Raw genomic sequence first — 19,133 nt, 5'->3', positions numbered from 1 at the left:
CGTGTTATCCTGTTGCAAGATGAAAACGTGATACACGCCAGAAAGCCCAGATGACGGACCGTAGCAACGACAGGAAAGACAGGCCGCGCCCTGCGCGAGATGCTTTTCTGCGGCTGTTTTCGGGCGACGGTGCCAGCCTCCGCCGTTTACGTCTGCGCGCCTTTCTCTCAATCAGCGTCGAGCGGTTCTGGCCGCTCATCCTGCCGCTGATACTTCTGGTCGGCCTGTTTCTCAGCCTCGGCTGGTTTGGCCTGTTCGGCATGATGCCGCGTTGGCTGCATTTTGGCGTTCTGGCGCTTTTCGGGTTTGCCGGCCTCGTATCGATCTACCTGCCGTTCCGCTTTCGAGCCCCGACCGACAGCGACATTACAAGCCGTATCGAGGCGATCAACGGCCTCGTTCACGAACCGCTCGCCGTGCAGACGGGGCATATGGCAACCGGAGAAAACGATCCGTTTGCGGTGGCCTTATGGCGCGAACACCAGCGCCGCATGGCGGACCGGCTGAAAAACCTGCAATCCGGCTTGCCTTATACGCGGGTTCCCGAACACGACCCTCTTGGCGTTCGAGCGGCGGTCGCCCTCCTTTTCGTAACTGCTTTCGCTTATAGTTTCAGTCCGAACAGCGGCCGCATTGCCGATGCCTTTCATATCCGTCCGGGCAATGGCACTGCCGTTGCGCGCATCGATGCATGGGTGACGCCACCACGCTACACCGGCCGCGCTCCCGTGTTCCTGACCGCCACGAACGAAGGCGAGGCCGCAATCAACGTGCCGCAAGGCAGCATTCTTTCGGTCCGGGTGATTGGCGGCGGCTCTGAACGGCTTACCGTGACCGATGCGAAAGGCGAGCGCCGCGACGTGCAGCCGGTAAACGCCAGTGAAGACCAGAAGGCCCCTGCAGAACAGGCTGTCGTCGATGGCAGCCGCAACTTCCGCTATGACCTGCAGCAGGACGAGACTCTGGCGCTTTCCGGCACCGATGCCCGCTGGAAGTTTTCCGTTACTCCGGACAACCCGCCGACGATCCGCTTCACAAAAGAGCCGGGGCGAGCGTTGAATGGCACATTGCAGCTCTCCTACCAGATCGATGACGACTATGCGCCGGTTAAGGCCGAAGGTGAGATCGTCCCGCTCAGCAACGATGAGGATGAGGAAGCCGCGCCGCTTTACGACGCGCCGGAACTGCCGCTTGCTTTGCCGCGCCGTGGCGTGAAGGACGCCACCACTTCGAAGGACCTGACCGAGCACCCATGGGCCGGCGAAAAGGTTGCGCTCACGCTGGTTGTAACCGATGCGGCAGGGCAAACGGGCCGCAGTGAAACCAAGGTCATCACCTTGCCGGAGCGCCCTTTCAGCAATCCGCTTGCCCGTGCTGTCGCGGAGCAGCGCCGTATTCTGGCGCTTGACGCGACGCAGCGCGACCATGTGCTCGACATGCTGTCGGCAATAACTCTCCGTCCGGAAGAAACCATCAAGAATGCCGCCCATTATCTGGGACTGGTCACGATCGGCACACGTCTGCGGCTTGCCAGAAGCGATGACGACTTGCGTGATGCGGCGGATTATATGTGGCAGGTGGCACTCGGTATCGAGGACGGCAATCTGTCCGCCGCCGAAAAACGCCTGCGGCAAGCACAGGAAGCCCTGAAGAACGCTCTGCAAAACGGCGCCTCGCAGGAGGAAATCGAAAAGCTGTCAGCAGAGCTGCGCAAGGCGATGCAGGACTTCCTGCGGGAGTTCGCCCAGCGCCAGCAGCAGAATCCGAATGCCCGCCGGGCCGGACCCGACCCCAATGCGCGAATGCTCACGGAAAAAGATCTTCAGCGCATGATGGACCAGATTGAAAATCTGGCGCGTCAGGGCTCACGTGATCAGGCGCAAGAGCTGCTGTCGCAATTGCAGAACCTGATGAACAACCTGCAGATGGGGCAGGCGCAGCAGGGTCAGCAAGGTCAGGGGCAAGGCCAGCAGGGCCAGATGCAGCAGCAGATGAACAAGCTTGGCGAATTGATGCAGCGCCAGCAAAAGACCATGAACGAGACCTTCGACCTCGATCAGAAGATGCAGCGTCAGTTCGGCGGCAGCGACGGTGAAGGCGAATTCGGCGACAACATGTTCCCGGGTGATGACGGTTCCATGGGCGGTGAAACCGAAAACGGACAAGGCCAGGGTGGAAAGGGCGATGTTCCGCCCGATATGGCGGAAGCCATGCGCAAGCTGCAACAGCAGCAGAAGGACCTCCAGTCCGATCTGCAGAAGCTGATGGACGATCTGAAGGGCATGGGCATCGAACCCGGCAAGGATTTTTCGGATGCCGGAAAATCAATGGGCAATGCAACGGACGCGCTGGGCCGCAGCGAAGGCGCGGAAGCAAACGACCAGCAGGGCAGTGCGCTTGACGCGCTGCGTCGCGGCGGGCGCGACATGATGCAGAAGATGCAGCAGGCCATGGGTCAGGACGGACAGGGGCAAAGCGGAGCCAACGGCAGCAGGGGCCGCGATCCACTCGGACGGCAGCAGGGTACCGGGGACAGTCTTAACGATGACGTCAAAATTCCCGGCGAAATCGATATTCAACGCGCGCGTGAAATTCTCGATGAAATCCGCCGCAAGCTCGGCAACGCGCTGACGCCGCAGATGGAAAAGGAATATCTGCAGCGCCTGTTGAAGTTCGATTGAGAAACAGGCTCTATTCCATCACCCGACCGACATAAGGTAACTGGCGGAAGGCGTGCCCCACGTCCATGCCATAGCCGACGACAAAATAATCCGGGCATTCGAAAGCCACGAAATCGGCGTCGAGATCGACCTTGCGGCGCACGCTCTTGTCGAGAAGAACGGCGATACTGACGCTGCGGGCTCCGCGTTCCAGCATCAGTTCGCGGACGAACTTCAGCGTATTGCCCGATTCCAGTATATCGTCGATCAGAAGCACATCGCGGTCGCGCACGTCACTGTCGATATCGCGCAGCAGACGAACTTCCGTGCTTGTCGTCCCCTTGCCGTAGCTCGAAACGGTGATGAATTCCACATCGGGTTCCACACCCGCATCATGCATTGCGCGGATGAGGTCGGCTGCAAAGATGAAGGACCCTTTCAGGATCGAAATCGTCAGCAGATTGTGGAACTTGCGTTCAGCGATGGCCTTGGCAAGCTCTAGATTGCGGCCTGCAATCTCATCCGGACTAAAGAGAACTTCGATTGTCTTGCCGCCGACTTCGGGCATCTGCTGCTTCTCCTGATCGTTCGCTTACGCGCAGACTTGGGCGGCGCATAAAGGCGCCGGAAAGGCCGCTCTATACCATGGTTTGAGGAAATTGCACCCCACCACTTGAAGATGCTCCGGCTTCTCCATTTCCCAACGTCGAGATTTCATATAGCGTGGCATCCATGCATCCGGACATCATCGAACTGCGATCATTTTACGATACCACTCTGGGCCATCTCGCGGAACGCGCCATCCGTATGGCGCTTGCCGGACTGTGGGATCGCGTGCCGGGAGAGCGGCTTGTCGGCATGGGCTACAGCCTGCCCTATCTCGACCGTTTCAGCGCCGATACGGAGCGGACCTTTGCCTTCATGCCTGCCGGTCAGGGCGCCGTCGCCTGGCCGTCTGTGGAAAAGCCGGCGACAGCGCTCGTTTTCGACGAGGAACTGCCGCTGCCCGATTCCTCGATTGATCGTGTGCTCATGGTGCATGCGCTGGAATATGCGGAGAACCCGACAGAAACGCTGAAGGAGATGTGGCGCGTTCTCGCGCCCAATGGGCGGCTCGTTATCGTGGTGCCGAACCGGAGGGGTCTCTGGGCCCGCTTCGAGCACACGCCCTTCGGCAGCGGGCGGCCCTATAGCCGTACTCAGCTGACGACCTTGCTGCGCGAGGCGAGTTTCACCGTCAGCACTGTGAGTGACGCCCTGCACTTCCCTCCTGCCACGCGGCGATGGATGATGCGGCCCTGTCTCGCGCTCGAAGGCATGGGGCGGCGGCTGTGGCCGGTCTTTTCCGGCGTTCTGGTGGTGGAAGCACAGAAGCGGCTTTATCAGGGGCTGCCCGTTGCCCAGCGCTCGTCGCGCCGTGTTTTCGTTCCGGTTCTTGCGCCGCAAGGAACACCTGTCGGCGGGTTGCGGAAAGTACCGGCAGGAACCGGCAAGACAGATCGTAAAAACTAGTGTGGCGCCGAATTTCGGATTCTAACGCAAACTAGGACATTTACGCACCAAGCCCCGCAAAAACGTACAGTTGCTGCGGCCGACAAGTACTATCGGCCAAGGTTTTTCTCGACTTGGACGCAATGGCGGGATATGCCCCATCAGACCTTTAACATTGACCTTTTGGCGGAGCCAAAATCATGACCGATACGCAGAACCTTACCCGTCCCCAGCCCAAGGCAGGCCTGCTCGACATCGCAGCCTACGTACCCGGCAAGGAACATGTGGAAGGGGTCGCCAAGGTCTATAAGCTCTCATCCAACGAAACGCCGATCGGTCCGAGCCCCCATGCCGTGGAAGCCTATCGACGCGCTGGCGAAAAACTGGAGCTTTATCCCGACGGGCAGGCGCTGGCTCTGCGGCAGGCGATTGCCGAAACGCAGGCGCTCAATTTAGCGAATATCATGTGCGGCAACGGCTCAGACGAACTGCTTGGCCTGCTCTGCCAGACCTATCTTGCTCCGGGCGATGAAACCATCATCACCGAACACGGATTTGCGGTTTACAAGATCCAGACGCTGGGTGCGGGTGCAACGCCGGTCACCGTCAAGGAGAAGAACGAGCGGATCGATGTGGACGCCATTCTGGCTGGCCTGTCGCCGCGCACGAAGATCGTCTTCATCGCCAATCCGGGCAATCCGACCGGGACCTATCTTCCTTTCGAGGAAGTCCGTCGCCTTCATGCCGGACTGCCGAAGCATGTGCTTCTTGTTCTCGATGCGGCCTATGCCGAATATGTGCGCCGCAACGACTATGAAGCAGGCCTTGAACTCGTTTCTTCCAACGAGAATGTCGTCATGACGCGCACCTTCTCGAAAATCCATGGGCTGCCGGGCCTGCGTATCGGCTGGATGTATGCGCCCTTGCACGTCATCGACGCCGTCAATCGCATTCGCGGACCGTTCAACATGAACTCGGCTGCCATTGCAGCAGGCGCTGCCGCTATCCGGGACCGCGCCCATGTCGACAAGTCGATCGCCTATAATGAGGAATGGCTTGGCTGGCTGACCGAGGAATTTACCAAGCTCGGACTTCGGGTAACGCCTTCGGTCACGAATTTCCTGCTGATCCACTTTCCCGAAGATGCTGCGCATTCGGCGGACAAGGCTGACGAATGGCTTTCCAGACGCGGTTATATCCTGCGTCGCGTCGGCGGTTACGGCTTCCCGAATGCATTGCGCATTACGGTTGGACCGGAAGAAGCCAATCGCGGCGTCGTCGCCGCCCTGACCGAGTTTTTGAAGTAGAACAATGTCAACGGTCCATTTCAACAAGATCGCCCTGGTCGGCATCGGACTTATCGGTTCGTCGCTCGCGCGCGTCATTCGACGCGAGAAGCTTGCCGATCACATCGCCATCGCCACGCGCAGCAGCGAAACGCTGAAGCGCGCCGAGGAACTGGGGCTCGGCGACAGCTACGCCACCGATAGCGCTGAGGCCGTCAAGGATGCCGATCTCGTCATCGTGTCTGTGCCGGTCGGCTCGTCAGGCACCGTCGCGCGCCAGATCGCTGCAAATCTCAAACCCGGCGCCATCGTAACCGACGTTGGCTCCACCAAGGCGTCCGTGATTGCCCAGATGCAGCCTGAATTGCCCGACACCGTGCACTTCATCCCCGGCCACCCGCTGGCGGGAACGGAATATTCCGGCCCTGACGCGGGCTTTGCAGAACTTTTCACTAATCGCTGGTGCATTCTGACGCCCCTGCCCGATACGGATGAAGCGGCGCTGGAAAAGCTGAGCGACTTCTGGAGCGCCTGCGGCTCGCGCCTTGATCGCATGGACCCGCAGCACCACGATCTGGTGCTGGCCATCGTCTCGCATCTGCCGCATATCATCGCCTACAATATCGTCGGTACGGCCAGCGATCTGGAACAGGTGACGAAATCGGAAGTCATCAAATATTCCGCTTCCGGTTTCCGCGATTTCACGCGTCTGGCCGCTTCCGACCCGACAATGTGGCGCGACGTGTGCCTGCACAACAAGGACGCGATCCTCGAAATGCTCGGGCGTTTTTCGGAAGACCTTGCCTCGCTGCAACGTTCGATCCGCTGGGGCGACGGTGAAGCACTGTTCGACCTTTTCACGCGCACACGCGCCGTGCGGCGCGGCATCATTGATGCCGGACAGGAAGTTGATGCGCCGGACTTTGGCCGTCAGGCTGCGACGCGCGCATAGGGCAGCACAACTGCCCTACTCCCTTACTGCCTTATTCCCCTGCTCCCCTAAAGAGCGGGCAACCGCCCAAGTGGAATGAATCCGGCGCTGACCTTGCCCTTGCGAACGGTAATTTCCATCACGGGATTGCCGTTTTCGTCTTTCGGCATGGCCGAGAGAGCAAACAGCACGGTGGCTATATTGCCGCCCTGCTCGGGAAACACCGTCTGTCCCGCCTGTGCCAGCGATTGCGGGTTGACCAGCGTCAGTTTCACATCCGCATTGATCAGCCCGTCCGCATCGATGGAAAACGGTCCCGCAACGGAAACCATGGCTCCATTGGGCATGGACAGGAAAGCCTGATTGACAGTGCCGGAATGCCCGCGCAGCCGTTGATGAAACGGTGCGTCGCTCCTCGCCAGCAGGGTTGCGGCATCGGACACATCGATATCTGCCACGCCATCGACTTCAGGGCTGGTGGCATTGCCTATGGCCGCCTTGGCGAGCTTCAATCCGGCAAAGCGGCCATTGAGCTTCAGGGCGCCATCCGCTTCGCTCATGCGGAAATCCATCTGCTCGAGCGTGCTGAGCGGTTCTGTCGTCGTGGTTTCCGTGCGGAGACCAACCGCGACTTCGCGCGCGGCCAGTTCGATTTCGGTCGGGAAAGGACGCGCCAGCCGGGTGTTGGAGGTAAATTTGCTCCAGTTCACTTCCAGCGGCGCCAGCCCCGGAAATTCGATGAAGGCGGGGCCCGTCAGGTCATTCGACAGGGAACGCGGTGCATAGACAGGAGAGCCGGAAGTAAACCGCCCGGCGCGGAACGACATGCCTTCGGAGGGGCGCTGCCATGAAATACTGTCGCAGATGACATTGACGCGCAGCGGATAGCCGCCCATGCGCAGGTCTTCGCATTTCACGCCGACACCCTGAGCGGCAAGCCTGGCCATGTCAGCCTTGGCTCGTGCTTCAAGCTTGTTTGCGATATAGAACCAGCCCGCCGTATAGCCAGCAACCAGGACAACAAGAATGACGAGGAGCGTTATAGGACGCTTTCTGGCTTTCGGTGCGTTCATTCCAGTATGCGCCATTTCAAAAGCCTTATTTATCAGTCAGTTGTTTCGAGGAGCCCGCGCCGGATTCGGACCGGATCCGAAATCTCGTCTACATTGTGCTCCTCTCGACTGGTGGCCATATTATGGCAGGATTGTGCCTTGTGAAGGGAAGAGGAAGAAAAATCGAGGGATATCCGATGATTACTGGTGGAAATCGACACGCGTCAGAGTGCGTTTCAATCTGACTGAATGAGGTTCACGCTCTTCCTATCTGTTTTGACGGGCATCTTTTCCGAAAATCATTTCACACTTTTCGTGATGCGCTCTAATCATTAGAGGTTGAATCAAAAGCGGCAGGCGATTTGCAGACCGGCCTGGCGACTTCTGGTACAGGCTCTTATTCGCACCCCCATGGCCACGGCTCTCGATGACAGGCAAATGAACGATTTCTGGGTTTTCGGCTATGGATCGCTGATGTGGCGACCCGGCTTTGCGCATGTGGAGACGGTCCGTGCACGTCTTTATGGCTACAGGCGCAGCCTTTGCATCTATTCGCATGTCCACCGCGGAACACCGGACCATCCCGGCTTGGTGCTGGGGTTGGATGCCGGCGGCTCGTGCCTCGGCATCGCCTTTCGCGTGCCCGGCGACATGACAGGCGAAGTGATGACCTATCTGCGTGAACGTGAAATGTCGAACCACGTTTATCACGAGAAGCATCTCCGTCTGCGTCTCGCCGACGGTCGCAGTGTCGATGCGGTCACCTATGTAGCGGACCGCCGTCACGTCCAATATGCCGGTTCTCTTTCAGCCGAGAACGCGGCGGCAATCGTCGCGTCCGCCCGGGGCGATTCAGGTGCCAATGTGGATTATGTCGCCAATACGCTCCAGCATCTGCGCAATATGCGCGTGCGCGACCACTGGCTGGAACACGTCAACGATCTAATCCACCGCAATATCAACCAGAATTCGACGATTTAAGCAGCTGTGAGCCGGCACAACGCTCCTCAAAAATTCCCGCGCTCAGGTTCTCAGCCCTTGTTCTTGACCCACGCAACCGCTACATCTCCGCCAATTGCCAAGGAGGCCCCCATGATCGCATTGTTCCGCACCATTGATCTGGCGCTTGATATCTATACCTATATCATTATTGCGAGCGCCATTTTCTCATGGCTCTATGCGTTCAATGTCGTCAATTCCGGCAACCGGTTCGTGGCGTCGATCGGGGAGTTTCTCTATAAAGTAACGGAACCCGTCTTGCGGCCGATCCGCAATCTTCTGCCCAATCTGGGCGGCATCGATATTTCACCGATCATCCTGCTGCTGATCATCTTCTTCATCCGCCAGTTCATGTGGACGACGCTGCTGCCGCTTTTCCTTTAAAAAGGCCTCCCGAAAAGTGGGAGCCGGAAGCTGGCACGAACGGACGATCAGTACAAATACAAAAGCGCCCGGACATTGCCGGGCGCTTTTGTTTAGACGGATCGAGAAGCTACCGCTTACTTGTTCTTGGCGCGTTCGATAGCTTCGACGATGAACTTGCGTGCGTAATCTTCGTCACCCCAGTCACCGATCTTCACCCACTTGCCGGGTTCCAGATCCTTGTAGTGTTCGAAGAAGTGCGCGATCTGCTTCAGAGTGATCTCCGGCATATCGGTATAGTCGTGAATCTTCTCATAGCGGCGCGTCAGGTGCGGCGACGGCACGGCAATGATCTTCTCGTCCTTGCCGGAATTGTCTTCCATGACCAGAACGCCAATCGGGCGAACATTGATCACGCAGCCGGGAACCAGCGGGCGGGTGTTGCAGACGAGAACGTCGATCGGATCGCCATCTTCCGAAAGCGTATGCGGCACGAAGCCGTAATTGCCCGGATAGGTCATTGGCGTGTAGAGGAAGCGGTCGACGATGAGGGCGCCGGCCTTCTTGTCCATCTCGTACTTGATCGGCTGGCCGCCGACAGGCACTTCAATGATGACGTTGACGTCTTCAGGAGGATTGGAGCCGATGGAGATGGCATCAATATTCATGATGTGTCCTTTCGTGTCGGGCTCTGATAACGGGTTTCAAGGTTGCACGCAAGAAAAACGAAAGTTCTAGAAAACGCGGCGAATTGTCGTTCTCGCAACGCAATTGAACGTGATCAGGCCGTTAACATGGTGTGAAGTTAAACGCCGAGTTCGTTCAGTCGTTGAGCGGCGGTAGGCGGCATCGGGGGAGGATTTGGATCGCGGCTGGCGGCGAGCAGAAACTCGTCGCAGGCGGTTTCCGTCGTTTCGATCAACCTCTTGAGGAATTCCTCTTTCGGTAAACCCGGCGGAATGGGCGGCAGGATACGGGCCCGAACGGTTCCGGGATAACGCAGGAACTTGCGGCGTGGCCAGTAGAGGCCCGCATTATGCGCAATCGGAACAACCGGAATATTGAGCGCCTCATAAAGATGAACGATGCCGTATTTGTATTGCGGCGGAGCGCCCGGCGCCCGGCGCGTTCCCTCGGGATAAATGAGGATCTGGCGGCCGTCCGCAATCGCCTTTTCCGCCCCCTTGGTGATGGAGTGCAGCGCCTTGACGCGGGAGCCCCGATCAACCGGAATCATCTGCATCTTGGCGATATACCAGCCAAAAAGCGGAATCCGCATCAGTTCCCGCTTCAGGATCAGCACCGGATCATCGAGATAAGGCAGGAAAGCATAAGTATCCCAGGCAGATTGATGCTTCGGCGCGCAGATATAGGCGCCTTCGGGAATGTTCTCCAATCCCTCGACGACACAGTCCGTACCGACGATATGCTTTTGAAGCCAGAGATTGACCCGTGCCCACAGCTTCGGCACGATCCAGGCCTTTTTGCGGGGCAACAGGAAATAAAAGGGCGTATAGACGATCATCTGAACAAGTGTGCAGATATAAAACGCCGCATTGAACAGGATTGAGCGCAGGTAGAGAAGCATCAGTCGGCGGAGACCCTGGCTAAAGCATTTTCGTTTCCGGGTTCCGGCAAACGATCACGCGCGAATTCTGGACTTTCTTCAGAAAGTGACGGCACCGATATATCAGGAAGATCGGCCATTTCCATCAGGAAATCGTATTCCGTGGGCGAGATCAGTTTGCCGCCGTCGCGCTTTGCTGGGGCTGCGTCCCAAACAACTCGCTTGCACCCACACGCACTACGGCGCCCAGATACTTCACATATTCGATGAACAGCACGCGCAACGTGTCGCCTTCGGCAACCCAGCTGTGTTCGCGACGTTCCCCGTTCACCACCGGATAGGGAATGAATTCCACATCCTTCATGAGATAGGACATCTCCAGCGTGCTGCGCGGAATATGATAATTATTGGTGACCAGGATCACCCGGCGATAATTGTTTGTACGAATCCAGCGTTCACTTTCCGCTGCATTGCCGATGGTGTTGAGCGCCGACCGGTCGAGATCGACGCAGCAGTCGAACAGGCTCTGGTCGGCATGTGTCGCGCGCTGCAGCACCTTTTCGTTGGTCGATGGATGAACGCCGCTGATCAGAAGCCGCTTTCCGCGCTTGTCTTTCAGAAGATTGACCGCAGCCTGAATTCTGGACTGGCCACCGGTCAAAACGATGATCGCATCGGCAGGCTCATCAATGGCCGGAGGCTGCATGCTGGTGACCTTTTCACCGAACGCAACGAAGCCGACGAGAAACGCCAGAAGAATGACAAACAGAACGATGGAAACCGGCTGAAAACGTCTGAACATGCGCATCATGACAGACCATAGGAAATTGCCGGATGCAAGTGCAAAGGATTGGAGGGAAACGTCGTTCCGGCGGCGGCGCCAGACCACATTGCCTGTAGAGAGCCTGTTTGCTGTCTGCCTCTGTGCCACTGCATCGTCACTCGACCGGTGCCCGCTCGATAGCGCTTGCGGGATTCGCGTACTATCTCTCCTTCCATCATAGCCAGCATTGCGGCGAGAAGTCGGAGAAGCGGACGAAAATCTCGTCCTGAAAGCGCCCGTGGCGGAAAAGGTCTTCATTCGGAGCGCACTCCCGGACCGTCCATGGTTGCAAGCTGGCGGATCACCGTCAGGCGGCTGGTCAGCATGGTCAGGAAACTGACCAGAATGATGATGACGGCAGCACCGATATAGCCGCTGCGCCCGATAGCGAAATTGCCGAACATGGCAGCCACCTGATCACCTTCAGGCGTTGCCATATGGCTCGACGCCCACCAGGAAAAGACCAGAAAAACCAGCATCGCGGCTGCACCGCCGCACAGCGCACCCTTCAAGGCAGTGCGGAAGAAATGCCATTCGAACTCGCGCGCCACGAATTTCGATTCCGCACCGATGAAATGCAGCACTTCGATAATGTGGCCGTTGCCCGACATTGCGCCGCGCGTGGCGAAGATCACGGTCAGTACCGTCGCCGCGATCACGAGCGAGAGAACACCGGTCCCGACGAATACCGTCGTATGCGCCATGGAGACAAGCCTGTCGACCCAGGTGCGATGGTCGTCGAAGGTTGCAGCCGGAATGGCGCGCGTGATTTCAGCGCGCATGGTTTCAAAGTCAGGCGGTGCATTTTCATCGATGGTAACGACGACAAGGCGCGGCACAGGCAGTTCATCGATGTTGAGACCACTGCCGAGCCATGGTTCGAGCAGCCGTGCAGTCGCATCCTTATCGATAATGCTCGCGCCTTTGACGCCAGCAAAACCGCGTGCGATCTCGCTCGCCTGGGTCAGCGCCTTCTCCATGTCCTGTCCGTCGACAGGCCGGATCTGGATCGTAGCTTCGCGTGCGATCTGGCTCTGCCAGGCTGCAGCCGAAGCGCGAACGAGCGTCACACCCCCCATCGTCAGACATGCCAGAAAGGTCATGATGGCGATCACAATGACGAGGGCGGTGCCGGTAACGCTGCCATCTGGAACGATGGGACTTGGCCCCTGCCGCTTCCGGCGCTTGCCGATACGCACAAGCAGCATGTCCTTGAGGTCTTCCAGACGGACCCGGACATCATCCAGCTTGCGTTGCAAGGCGTTCTTTGCATCAATCATAGATGTCGAGCCGCCCATGTTCGAGGATCATGCGCCGCGCATCAACCTGATCCATCAGGGAAAGATCGTGGGTCGCTATAATGACAGCGGTACCCGATCGGTTCAGCTCGGTAAAAAGGCGCAGAAGACGCTTTGCAAGCGGCGGATCGACATTGCCGGTCGGTTCGTCCGCGAGAAGCAGTTCCGGCTGGTCGATCAGGGCCCGGGCAATTGCGGCGCGTTGCTTCTCGCCGCCTGAAAGGACCGGCGGAAGGACATTCATGCGATCGCCCAGCCCAACCCAGTGCAGAAGCTCTTCCACCTCATGTCGGTAGGTCGCTTCTTCCTTCCCGCGCACGCGCAGCGGAAGCGCCACATTCTCATAGGTCGTCATGTGGTCGAGCAGGCGAAAATCCTGAAACACGATACCGATGCGGCGGCGCAAAAGCGGAACTTCCGCATGATTGAGCCGCGCAACATCCTTGCCGAAAATATTGATAAGGCCGCGCGTCGGCTTCAGCGCCATGAAGAGAAGGCGCATGAGCGATGTTTTTCCCGCCCCGGAAGGGCCGGTCAGGAACTGGAATGAACGCGGCGGAATATGGAAACTGACATCGCGCAGGATTTCAGGACCCATTCCATATCGCAGGCCGACATTCTCGAAACGTATCACCGGGCTGTTTCTCTTCAATTGTCCGCGCGCTGAAGGACGCACGGATGACATCGATATCGGATCGACCTTTATCCTCTATGGTTAATGTTGCGTTAATTCAGCCCGAACGAGCCTTAAAAAAATGCGTGACCGTTGCATCGGCCATGAAGCATTAACCATTATGAGCCAGTGTATGACACCGGTCGAAGGGGCGAAAACGCAAAGGAAGATGTCGTCATGATGGCGAAACGACCATCAACAGCGCAGACGTCGCGTACGCCTTCGCGTGAAAGCCATCCCGCGGCGTGGTTTGCCGCCGGTCGCGGTCCCGTCGAGGATGCCGAATTCGAAACCATCGTCCCGGTTTCGCCTCGCCGAAAATTCCCCTTCCCCGTCATCGCACAAAAGCCGCCCGCTTCGCGGCAGTTCCTGTCGGAAACCCGTCCGGCCAGCGAATGGCCGGGGTTGGGATATTGGGTTCTCGTCGCTCTCTGCGCGACAACCGCTTTCTGGATTGCAGGCGGATATACGCTGCTTGCCGACAAGCCCGCTTCCGGCGGGCAACCGATGCTGCCGCTGGTTTCGGCACTTCAGCTGACCGATCTCAAAACCAATATGCGTGAGAACAGCGATATTCTCAGCGTCGGGGGCCGCATCCAGAACACAACATCGGAAGAACGCCCTGCTCCCCCGCTGATCGTCATGATTACCTATAGCGACGGCAGCAAACGCGAACGCCGTCTGGCTTTGGGAGAAACGATGCTGAAACCCGCCGAATCTATCGACTTCGAGACGATGCTGCCAGCCCTGCGTGGCACCATCGAAAAAGTCGACGTTCGGCTGGCGGACCGGGCTTAGCAGGCGCGGTCCATACAACCCCGATCTGACTTGTTTGCTACTGCCAGCAGCCGAGATTGCGGCCCTTGAGATTGTGCGAGTCGATCTCGACCACAAGGCGCGGATCTTCACGCAGGAGGACCAATGTCGTGCGCTGTTTGAGATCGATCTTCTGCCAGCCTGCACATTCAGTCGGCATGGGGGTACTGTCGATTTTCACTTTTTCCGTCCATGCCGTCGCCGTGCAGCCGGACAGGACCGCAACGATCGGAACGACTTTGGCCGCCCCTGAAACGAGCCTTTGCGCTTTCGTCCCACGATGAGTGTTCAAGGCTGACAACTCCAATCTGCCCCGCGAAACCACCCTCCAATCGCTTCTGCGCTGGAGAGCGTCGCCCGTTCGACCTCAATGCTTATAACGTGCCGCGCCCCCCTTCCGCAATATAGCCGGACGGGTTTGACGGCTTTAAAAAAGTCCGGTCGAGCACGGTTGAATGTCCGGGGAAACCCGGTTTAGAACAGATATAAAAGCAAATTCGAATATAAGAAGAATAGCCCTCCTGTTTACTGGAACGACAGGACAAATCCACAGGAAACAAACGCCGAAGTTCAAGTTAAACATTATTGTTGAAAGAAAAAGGGGATTATATGCTTCTTGCTAAATGATTCGCATGCAGCAGTTTCACTACACCAACCCTGGGGATTTCCATGCTGAACAAATTATCGGCTGAATTTTTCGGCACATTCTGGCTCGTTTTCGGAGGCTGCGGCAGCGCAGTCCTCGCTGCGGCCTTTCCTGAACTGGGCATTGGCTTTCTTGGCGTAGCCTTCGCCTTCGGTCTGACGGTGCTTACCATGGCCTATGCCGTTGGCGGCATTTCCGGCGGCCATTTCAATCCCGCCGTCTCGTTGGGACTCATGGTGGCGGGCCGTCTTCCGGCCAAAGACCTTATCCCTTACTGGGTTGCGCAGGTTCTGGGCGCCATCGCGGCTGCGGCCGTACTCTTCCTGATCGCTTCCGGCAAGGACGGCTTCACCGCCGGAGGATTTGCTTCGAACGGTTATGCCGAGCTTTCGCCCGGCGGCTACAGCATGATGGCAGCACTGCTTATTGAAATCGTTCTGACTGCCTTCTTCCTCATCATCATTCTGGGTTCCACCTCGTCGCTGGCACCGGCTGGCTTTGCTCCGATTGCCATCGGCCTGGGCTTGACCCTGATTCACCTGATTTCGATCCCGGTCACCAATACATCCGTCAACCCGGCTCGTTCGACGGGTGTCGCTCTGTTTGCCGAAACGGCAGCACTCGGTCAGCTTTGGCTGTTCTGGGTTGCACCGCTCATCGGCGCTGCCATTGGCGCGATCATCTGGAAGGGCCTGCTCGGCAAGGATTGATCCGAAACGACAACCCTCAACAACAAGGAAAGGCCGGTTCAAACCGACCTTTTCTGCTTTCAGGCCGCACCGCAATTTTCCAGTTCCTGCCTTACAAAATAGTTCACAAAAGTGGTTCCGATCATGGGAAGGATGCTGTAAGTAACGTCTATCTTCTTGTTGTCCCGCATTGTCCAACACAAGATCGCTTCGCACTTTTGCTGGAAATGCTTCAGATGTTATGAGCAATGTCCCCCACAACCGACGCTTCTTCTGCTGATCGTTACGCAGCGTTCCGGCATTCTGCCTTCAAAAAATATTGGGGCGCCCGTTTCCTGAGCGCTTTTGCGGTCCAGATCGTAAGTGTGTCTGTGGGTTGGCAGATCTATGATCTGACCCGCGACGCCTTCAATCTGGGCATGGTCGGGCTGGTGCAGTTTCTGCCGTCGCTGCTGCTAGTTCTGGTGACCGGCGCCGCCGCCGACCGTTTCGGCAGACGCTTCATCATGGGTCTTTCGCTCATCCTGGAAAGCATCGTGACGGCATTGCTGCTCGGTCTGACGCTCGCAGGTCTCTTTGAACCCCTTACCGTCTTTGCGGCACTGACACTTTTTGGCGTGGCGCGGGCGTTTCTCGGACCATCCTCAGCTTCGCTCGTGGTCAACCTCGTGCCGACGGAGGATTTCGCCAACGCCGTTTCATGGAACTCATCCGCATGGCAGGTGGCTACCATCGTCGGTCCGGTCGCAGGTGGCCTGCTTTACGGCATTTCGCCGGTGGCGGCCTACTCGGTCGCAACTGTCCTTCTGCTCATCGGTTCGGTCCTGATCTTCTCCATCCCGAAGCCGACGCAGCACACGCTCGCCGAACAACGGTCGCTGACGAGCATGCTGGCCGGGTTCCGCTACATCTGGAAGGAAAAGATTGTCCTCGGCGCGATTTCCCTTGATCTCTTCGCCGTTCTCCTCGGCGGGACAGTGGCACTGCTGCCGATTTATGCGCGCGATATCCTCGATCTGGGGCCATGGGGGCTTGGATTGCTGCGCTCCGCTCCCGGTATTGGCGCTGTTCTGACCGCCATCTGGCTGGCCGGACACCCGATCCGCGATCATGCCGGCCGCGTGATGTTCGTCTTTGTCGGCCTCTTCGGCTTCTTCAATATTGTTTTCGGCGTTTCTACACTGACATGGCTGTCGGTCGTTGCCCTTGCGCTTGCGGGCGCCGCTGACATGATCAGCGTCTATATCCGGGAAACGCTGATGCAGTTGTGGACGCCCGATCACGTGCGCGGTCGCGTCAATGCGGTCAATATGGTCTTCGTCGGCGCATCGAACGAACTGGGTGAATTCCGCGCCGGTCTGATGGCCGCGGCAATCGGCGCCGTTCCCGCCGTTGTCATCGGCGGACTGGGATCGATCGCCGTTGCCATCGCCTGGGCTGCAATGTTCCCGCAACTGCGTAAGGCCCGGCACCTGCAAGGCCGGACCTGATCATTTGGAATATCGGGAGTTTCAGGAGGCGGAGGTGCTCCGGTTCGCCTTGTCCATGCGATCCTCTATGGCATTCCGGTCATCTTGCCGGATGCCGACCAGTTCGGCCACCCGCCACATCACGTCTGCCTCGACTTCGCTCACCTTGCCGTCGGCATAAACCATTTCCCACATCAGGCCGATCAGGTCGAGACGAGCCTGATAGTCGAGCTGCCGCTTGAGGACAGACGTGAAATCCGACAGATCGATTGCTTCCTGATCGGCTTTTTCGGCTGCACGGATCAGCCGCTTCAGACTGTCGCCCTTCAGACCATATTTCAGCGACAACATTGAAGAGAGCTTCTTGCGCTCGCTTTCACGCGTTTCACCGTCAGCATCCATGATGTGATAAAGCAGGGCGGCGGCAGCCAGTCGCGGGTCGTCATTGGAAAATTTTTCATTCCGGTCACGAAAACCGCTGGCCGGAAGTTCTTTTAGAAAATCCAGAAGACGATCGAACATTCAACCTCGCTGCCACATTAGAGCTTGCCGGCCGTATCGGCGGCGTTGGCATATTTCATCACCAAGATTGAAGGTAACGGGCTGGATACGTCGCGCAAGGCGCTAAAACGGCCTATACAACCGTTTAGCGTCCAAGAGTTGCGCTGCGTTGTTTTTCGGCAACGATCAGCGGGGCAGAATCAGAATAGCCGCAATCCGCTCTGCGCCTTTTGAGCAGTTTGGCCTTCATCGACGCCCGGATCATCCACCACGATATGCGCGTGATGCTGCCCATCCTCTGAATCACTTGCACCGGTAACATCAACAGGCACAGGCGGCGTCATCTCGTCGAGCTTGGGCGCCGGAGGCACGGAGGGCGCCTTGACCGGCTCGGCTGCTGGCACGATGACCACAACCTCCTCGACATCGCGAACGATCGGCTTGTTTCCGGCACGCACTGCGGCTGCCGTCACGTCGGCCTTTTCCCCAGGCTCTGCCAGAACGATCTGATTGACCGGTTTGTTTTCCACCGGTCCCTTGATTTCGGGTTTCTCCGCCTCGATGACTGGGGCCAGTTCGACCACAGGAACCTTCCACTCGAAACTGTTCAGCCGTCCGGTAACAGGCGATACCGGCGACCATTGTTCGGAAACATAACCATCGGCAGTCCAGGCGGGATCGCGCGGTGCCTTGACGGCGCGCGCCAGCCATTCACGAACCTTGCCCTGATCACCGGTTTCAGCTTCTTCGATGTCAGCAAGCAGCAGATAGGCGCTTTCGCGCGGCGACGCACGCAGAACCTGCTCGGCATTGTCCCGGGCAGACCGATAATCGCCCGCCTCGTAAGCCGCACGCGCCAGAGCAAGACTGCCCTCGGCATTGTTGGAGCGCAACGATACGAGATGCTTGGCACGCTTCAGGCGATCCTGAGCCGTATCCCCGGATCGGGCATAGACATAGGTCGAGGCAATGTCAGGATGCGGAAAGCGTTTCCATGCCGCTTCCAGAATTTTCGAGCCTTTCCGGATATCACCATCGGAAAATAGCGAACGCGCAGCAACCACGGCGGCGGGCACTAGATCGGGCGCGAGCTTGTTCGCCTCCAGCGCAAGCGTCCGTGCCTGCGCATGGTCGACATCGACGACCGCCATTGCCTTGGCAGTCAAAAGCGCGGCGCGCTCCTTCTTCACCACGTCCTTGCCGTGGCTGAGCGCCTGCTTGCGTGCATCGACAAGCTTCAGGGCGGCATCCCAGTCGCCCTCGGCACAAAGCTGGCCCATCACGGCCGACGAAGCCCATTCGAGTTGCGGGGCCTGGGCGGCGGCTTCGGCGGCATAATGGCGGGCGGCATCGCGAGCGCCCACGCGCTGGGCTTCGATATAAAGTCCACGCAAGCCGAGCAGCCGGGTCTCGGGATCGTCCACCATCGCCTCGAAACCCTTGCGGGCATCTTCCGTGCGCCCTTCGAGCATGGCGGTCTGTGCTTCCAGAAGCTTTATCAGCGGCTCCTGATCGGAACTCAACAACTGGCCTGCCTGCTTCGTCATGCGGCGCGCGGCTTCCGCATCGCCTGCACCGGCGGCGATCAGTCCAGTCGAAAGCGCTTGATAGCCCCGGTCGCGCTTGCGCGCCCGAAAATGACGGCGCAGCGTGTAAGGGGACTGTAGGATGCTCTTGACCAGCCACCACAGGGTGAGGATTACCGCGACGATGGCAACGATCCCCGCAACGGCGGTAATCAGCGGCACATTGTAGTGGTTGCCCGCGAAAGTGACATCGAGTTCGCCCGGACGGTCCGCAAGCCAGGCAAAGCCGAAGCCAAGGGCAGCAACGATTACGAGATAGAACAGGACCCGCAGCATCGGCTCG

Annotated in this window: 19 protein-coding genes; 9 read left to right on the top strand and 10 right to left on the bottom strand. The window is 58.3% G+C overall.

Features of this window, described 5'->3' with window-relative positions; genetic code table 11:
* Positions 1-50 precede the first annotated feature (50 nt).
* Positions 51-2,681: a TIGR02302 family protein gene (locus ABWW28_RS15610; RefSeq protein ID WP_353391337.1), complete on the top strand. Its 2,631-nt coding sequence runs from the start codon at positions 51-53 to the stop codon at positions 2,679-2,681.
* 10 nt (positions 2,682-2,691) lie between these two features.
* Here ABWW28_RS15610 and hpt read toward each other — a convergent pair whose 3' ends face one another.
* Positions 2,692-3,228 (bottom strand): hypoxanthine phosphoribosyltransferase, encoded by a 537-nt coding sequence (hpt, locus tag ABWW28_RS15605; RefSeq protein WP_021587439.1) that lies wholly within the window; start codon positions 3,226-3,228, stop codon positions 2,692-2,694.
* Positions 3,229-3,392: 164 nt separating this feature from the next.
* On the opposite strand from hpt, the gene ABWW28_RS15600 reads away from it, so the two are divergent.
* From ABWW28_RS15600 to ABWW28_RS15590, 3 genes are all read left to right on the top strand, one after another.
* Positions 3,393-4,172 (top strand): class I SAM-dependent methyltransferase, encoded by a 780-nt coding sequence (locus ABWW28_RS15600; RefSeq protein WP_021587440.1) that lies wholly within the window; start codon positions 3,393-3,395, stop codon positions 4,170-4,172.
* A gap of 179 nt (positions 4,173-4,351) precedes the next feature.
* Positions 4,352-5,458: a histidinol-phosphate transaminase gene (gene hisC, locus ABWW28_RS15595; RefSeq protein ID WP_021587441.1), complete on the top strand. Its 1,107-nt coding sequence runs from the start codon at positions 4,352-4,354 to the stop codon at positions 5,456-5,458.
* 4 nt (positions 5,459-5,462) lie between these two features.
* Positions 5,463-6,389, top strand: a complete 927-nt coding sequence (locus tag ABWW28_RS15590) for a prephenate/arogenate dehydrogenase family protein (RefSeq protein ID WP_006467928.1) — start codon at positions 5,463-5,465, stop codon at positions 6,387-6,389.
* A 47-nt stretch (positions 6,390-6,436) separates the two neighbouring features.
* On the opposite strand, the gene ABWW28_RS15585 is transcribed toward ABWW28_RS15590, so the two are convergent.
* On the bottom strand, positions 6,437-7,456 hold the full coding sequence (locus ABWW28_RS15585; protein WP_031347088.1) for a DUF2125 domain-containing protein: 1,020 nt from the start codon (positions 7,454-7,456) through the stop codon (positions 6,437-6,439).
* A 402-nt stretch (positions 7,457-7,858) separates the two neighbouring features.
* Here ABWW28_RS15585 and ABWW28_RS15580 point away from each other — a divergent pair, with 402 nt between their 5' ends.
* Complete coding sequence (locus ABWW28_RS15580) at positions 7,859-8,401, top strand: gamma-glutamylcyclotransferase (RefSeq protein ID WP_376780812.1); 543 nt, start codon at positions 7,859-7,861, stop codon at positions 8,399-8,401.
* A gap of 111 nt (positions 8,402-8,512) precedes the next feature.
* Positions 8,513-8,803, top strand: a complete 291-nt coding sequence (locus tag ABWW28_RS15575; protein ID WP_006467933.1) for a YggT family protein — start codon at positions 8,513-8,515, stop codon at positions 8,801-8,803.
* A 116-nt stretch (positions 8,804-8,919) separates the two neighbouring features.
* On the opposite strand, the gene ppa is transcribed toward ABWW28_RS15575, so the two are convergent.
* From ppa to ftsE, 5 genes are all read right to left on the bottom strand, one after another.
* Positions 8,920-9,450, bottom strand: coding sequence for an inorganic diphosphatase (gene ppa, locus ABWW28_RS15570; RefSeq protein WP_006467934.1), 531 nt, complete (start codon positions 9,448-9,450; stop codon positions 8,920-8,922).
* 137 nt (positions 9,451-9,587) lie between these two features.
* Positions 9,588-10,370, bottom strand: coding sequence for a lysophospholipid acyltransferase family protein (locus tag ABWW28_RS15565; protein ID WP_353391334.1), 783 nt, complete (start codon positions 10,368-10,370; stop codon positions 9,588-9,590).
* Between the two features lie 151 nt (positions 10,371-10,521).
* Positions 10,522-11,430: a YdcF family protein gene (locus ABWW28_RS15560; RefSeq protein ID WP_031347090.1), complete on the bottom strand. Its 909-nt coding sequence runs from the start codon at positions 11,428-11,430 to the stop codon at positions 10,522-10,524.
* Positions 11,427-12,452 (bottom strand): cell division protein FtsX, encoded by a 1,026-nt coding sequence (locus ABWW28_RS15555; protein ID WP_021587446.1) that lies wholly within the window; start codon positions 12,450-12,452, stop codon positions 11,427-11,429. The genes ABWW28_RS15560 and ABWW28_RS15555 overlap by 4 nt, the downstream gene beginning before the upstream one ends.
* Positions 12,445-13,068: a cell division ATP-binding protein FtsE gene (gene ftsE / locus ABWW28_RS15550; protein WP_025092146.1), complete on the bottom strand. Its 624-nt coding sequence runs from the start codon at positions 13,066-13,068 to the stop codon at positions 12,445-12,447. The genes ABWW28_RS15555 and ftsE overlap by 8 nt, the downstream gene beginning before the upstream one ends.
* Before the next feature lie 252 nt (positions 13,069-13,320).
* Between ftsE and ABWW28_RS15545 the strand changes: the two genes are divergently transcribed.
* Positions 13,321-13,941, top strand: a complete 621-nt coding sequence (locus tag ABWW28_RS15545) for a hypothetical protein (protein ID WP_021587449.1) — start codon at positions 13,321-13,323, stop codon at positions 13,939-13,941.
* Positions 13,942-13,978: 37 nt separating this feature from the next.
* On the opposite strand, the gene ABWW28_RS15540 is transcribed toward ABWW28_RS15545, so the two are convergent.
* On the bottom strand, positions 13,979-14,251 hold the full coding sequence (locus ABWW28_RS15540) for a hypothetical protein (protein WP_021587450.1): 273 nt from the start codon (positions 14,249-14,251) through the stop codon (positions 13,979-13,981).
* 377 nt (positions 14,252-14,628) lie between these two features.
* On the opposite strand from ABWW28_RS15540, the gene aqpZ reads away from it, so the two are divergent.
* Together aqpZ and ABWW28_RS15530 are read left to right on the top strand one after the other, a co-directional pair.
* Positions 14,629-15,315 carry an aquaporin Z gene (gene aqpZ / locus ABWW28_RS15535; protein WP_021587451.1) on the top strand — a complete coding sequence of 229 codons (687 nt, stop codon included), beginning with the start codon at positions 14,629-14,631 and terminating at the stop codon, positions 15,313-15,315.
* Between the two features lie 227 nt (positions 15,316-15,542).
* The gene (locus ABWW28_RS15530) at positions 15,543-16,784 is read left to right on the top strand and encodes an MFS transporter (RefSeq protein WP_176588052.1); all 1,242 of its coding nucleotides are present in this window, start codon (positions 15,543-15,545) and stop codon (positions 16,782-16,784) included.
* 21 nt (positions 16,785-16,805) lie between these two features.
* On the opposite strand, the gene ABWW28_RS15525 is transcribed toward ABWW28_RS15530, so the two are convergent.
* The gene (locus ABWW28_RS15525) at positions 16,806-17,285 is read right to left on the bottom strand and encodes a tellurite resistance TerB family protein (RefSeq protein ID WP_063619745.1); all 480 of its coding nucleotides are present in this window, start codon (positions 17,283-17,285) and stop codon (positions 16,806-16,808) included.
* Positions 17,286-17,464: 179 nt separating this feature from the next.
* Positions 17,465-19,126 carry a heme biosynthesis protein HemY gene (locus ABWW28_RS15520; RefSeq protein ID WP_112671758.1) on the bottom strand — a complete coding sequence of 554 codons (1,662 nt, stop codon included), beginning with the start codon at positions 19,124-19,126 and terminating at the stop codon, positions 17,465-17,467.
* Positions 19,127-19,133 lie beyond the last annotated feature (7 nt).

The sequence above is a fragment of the Brucella sp. NBRC 14130 genome, assembly GCF_040371715.1.
GTDB lineage: Bacteria > Pseudomonadota > Alphaproteobacteria > Rhizobiales > Rhizobiaceae > Brucella > Brucella intermedia.
Note: the sequence above shows the minus strand (reverse complement) of the source record. Positions and strands in the feature narration are given on the sequence as shown.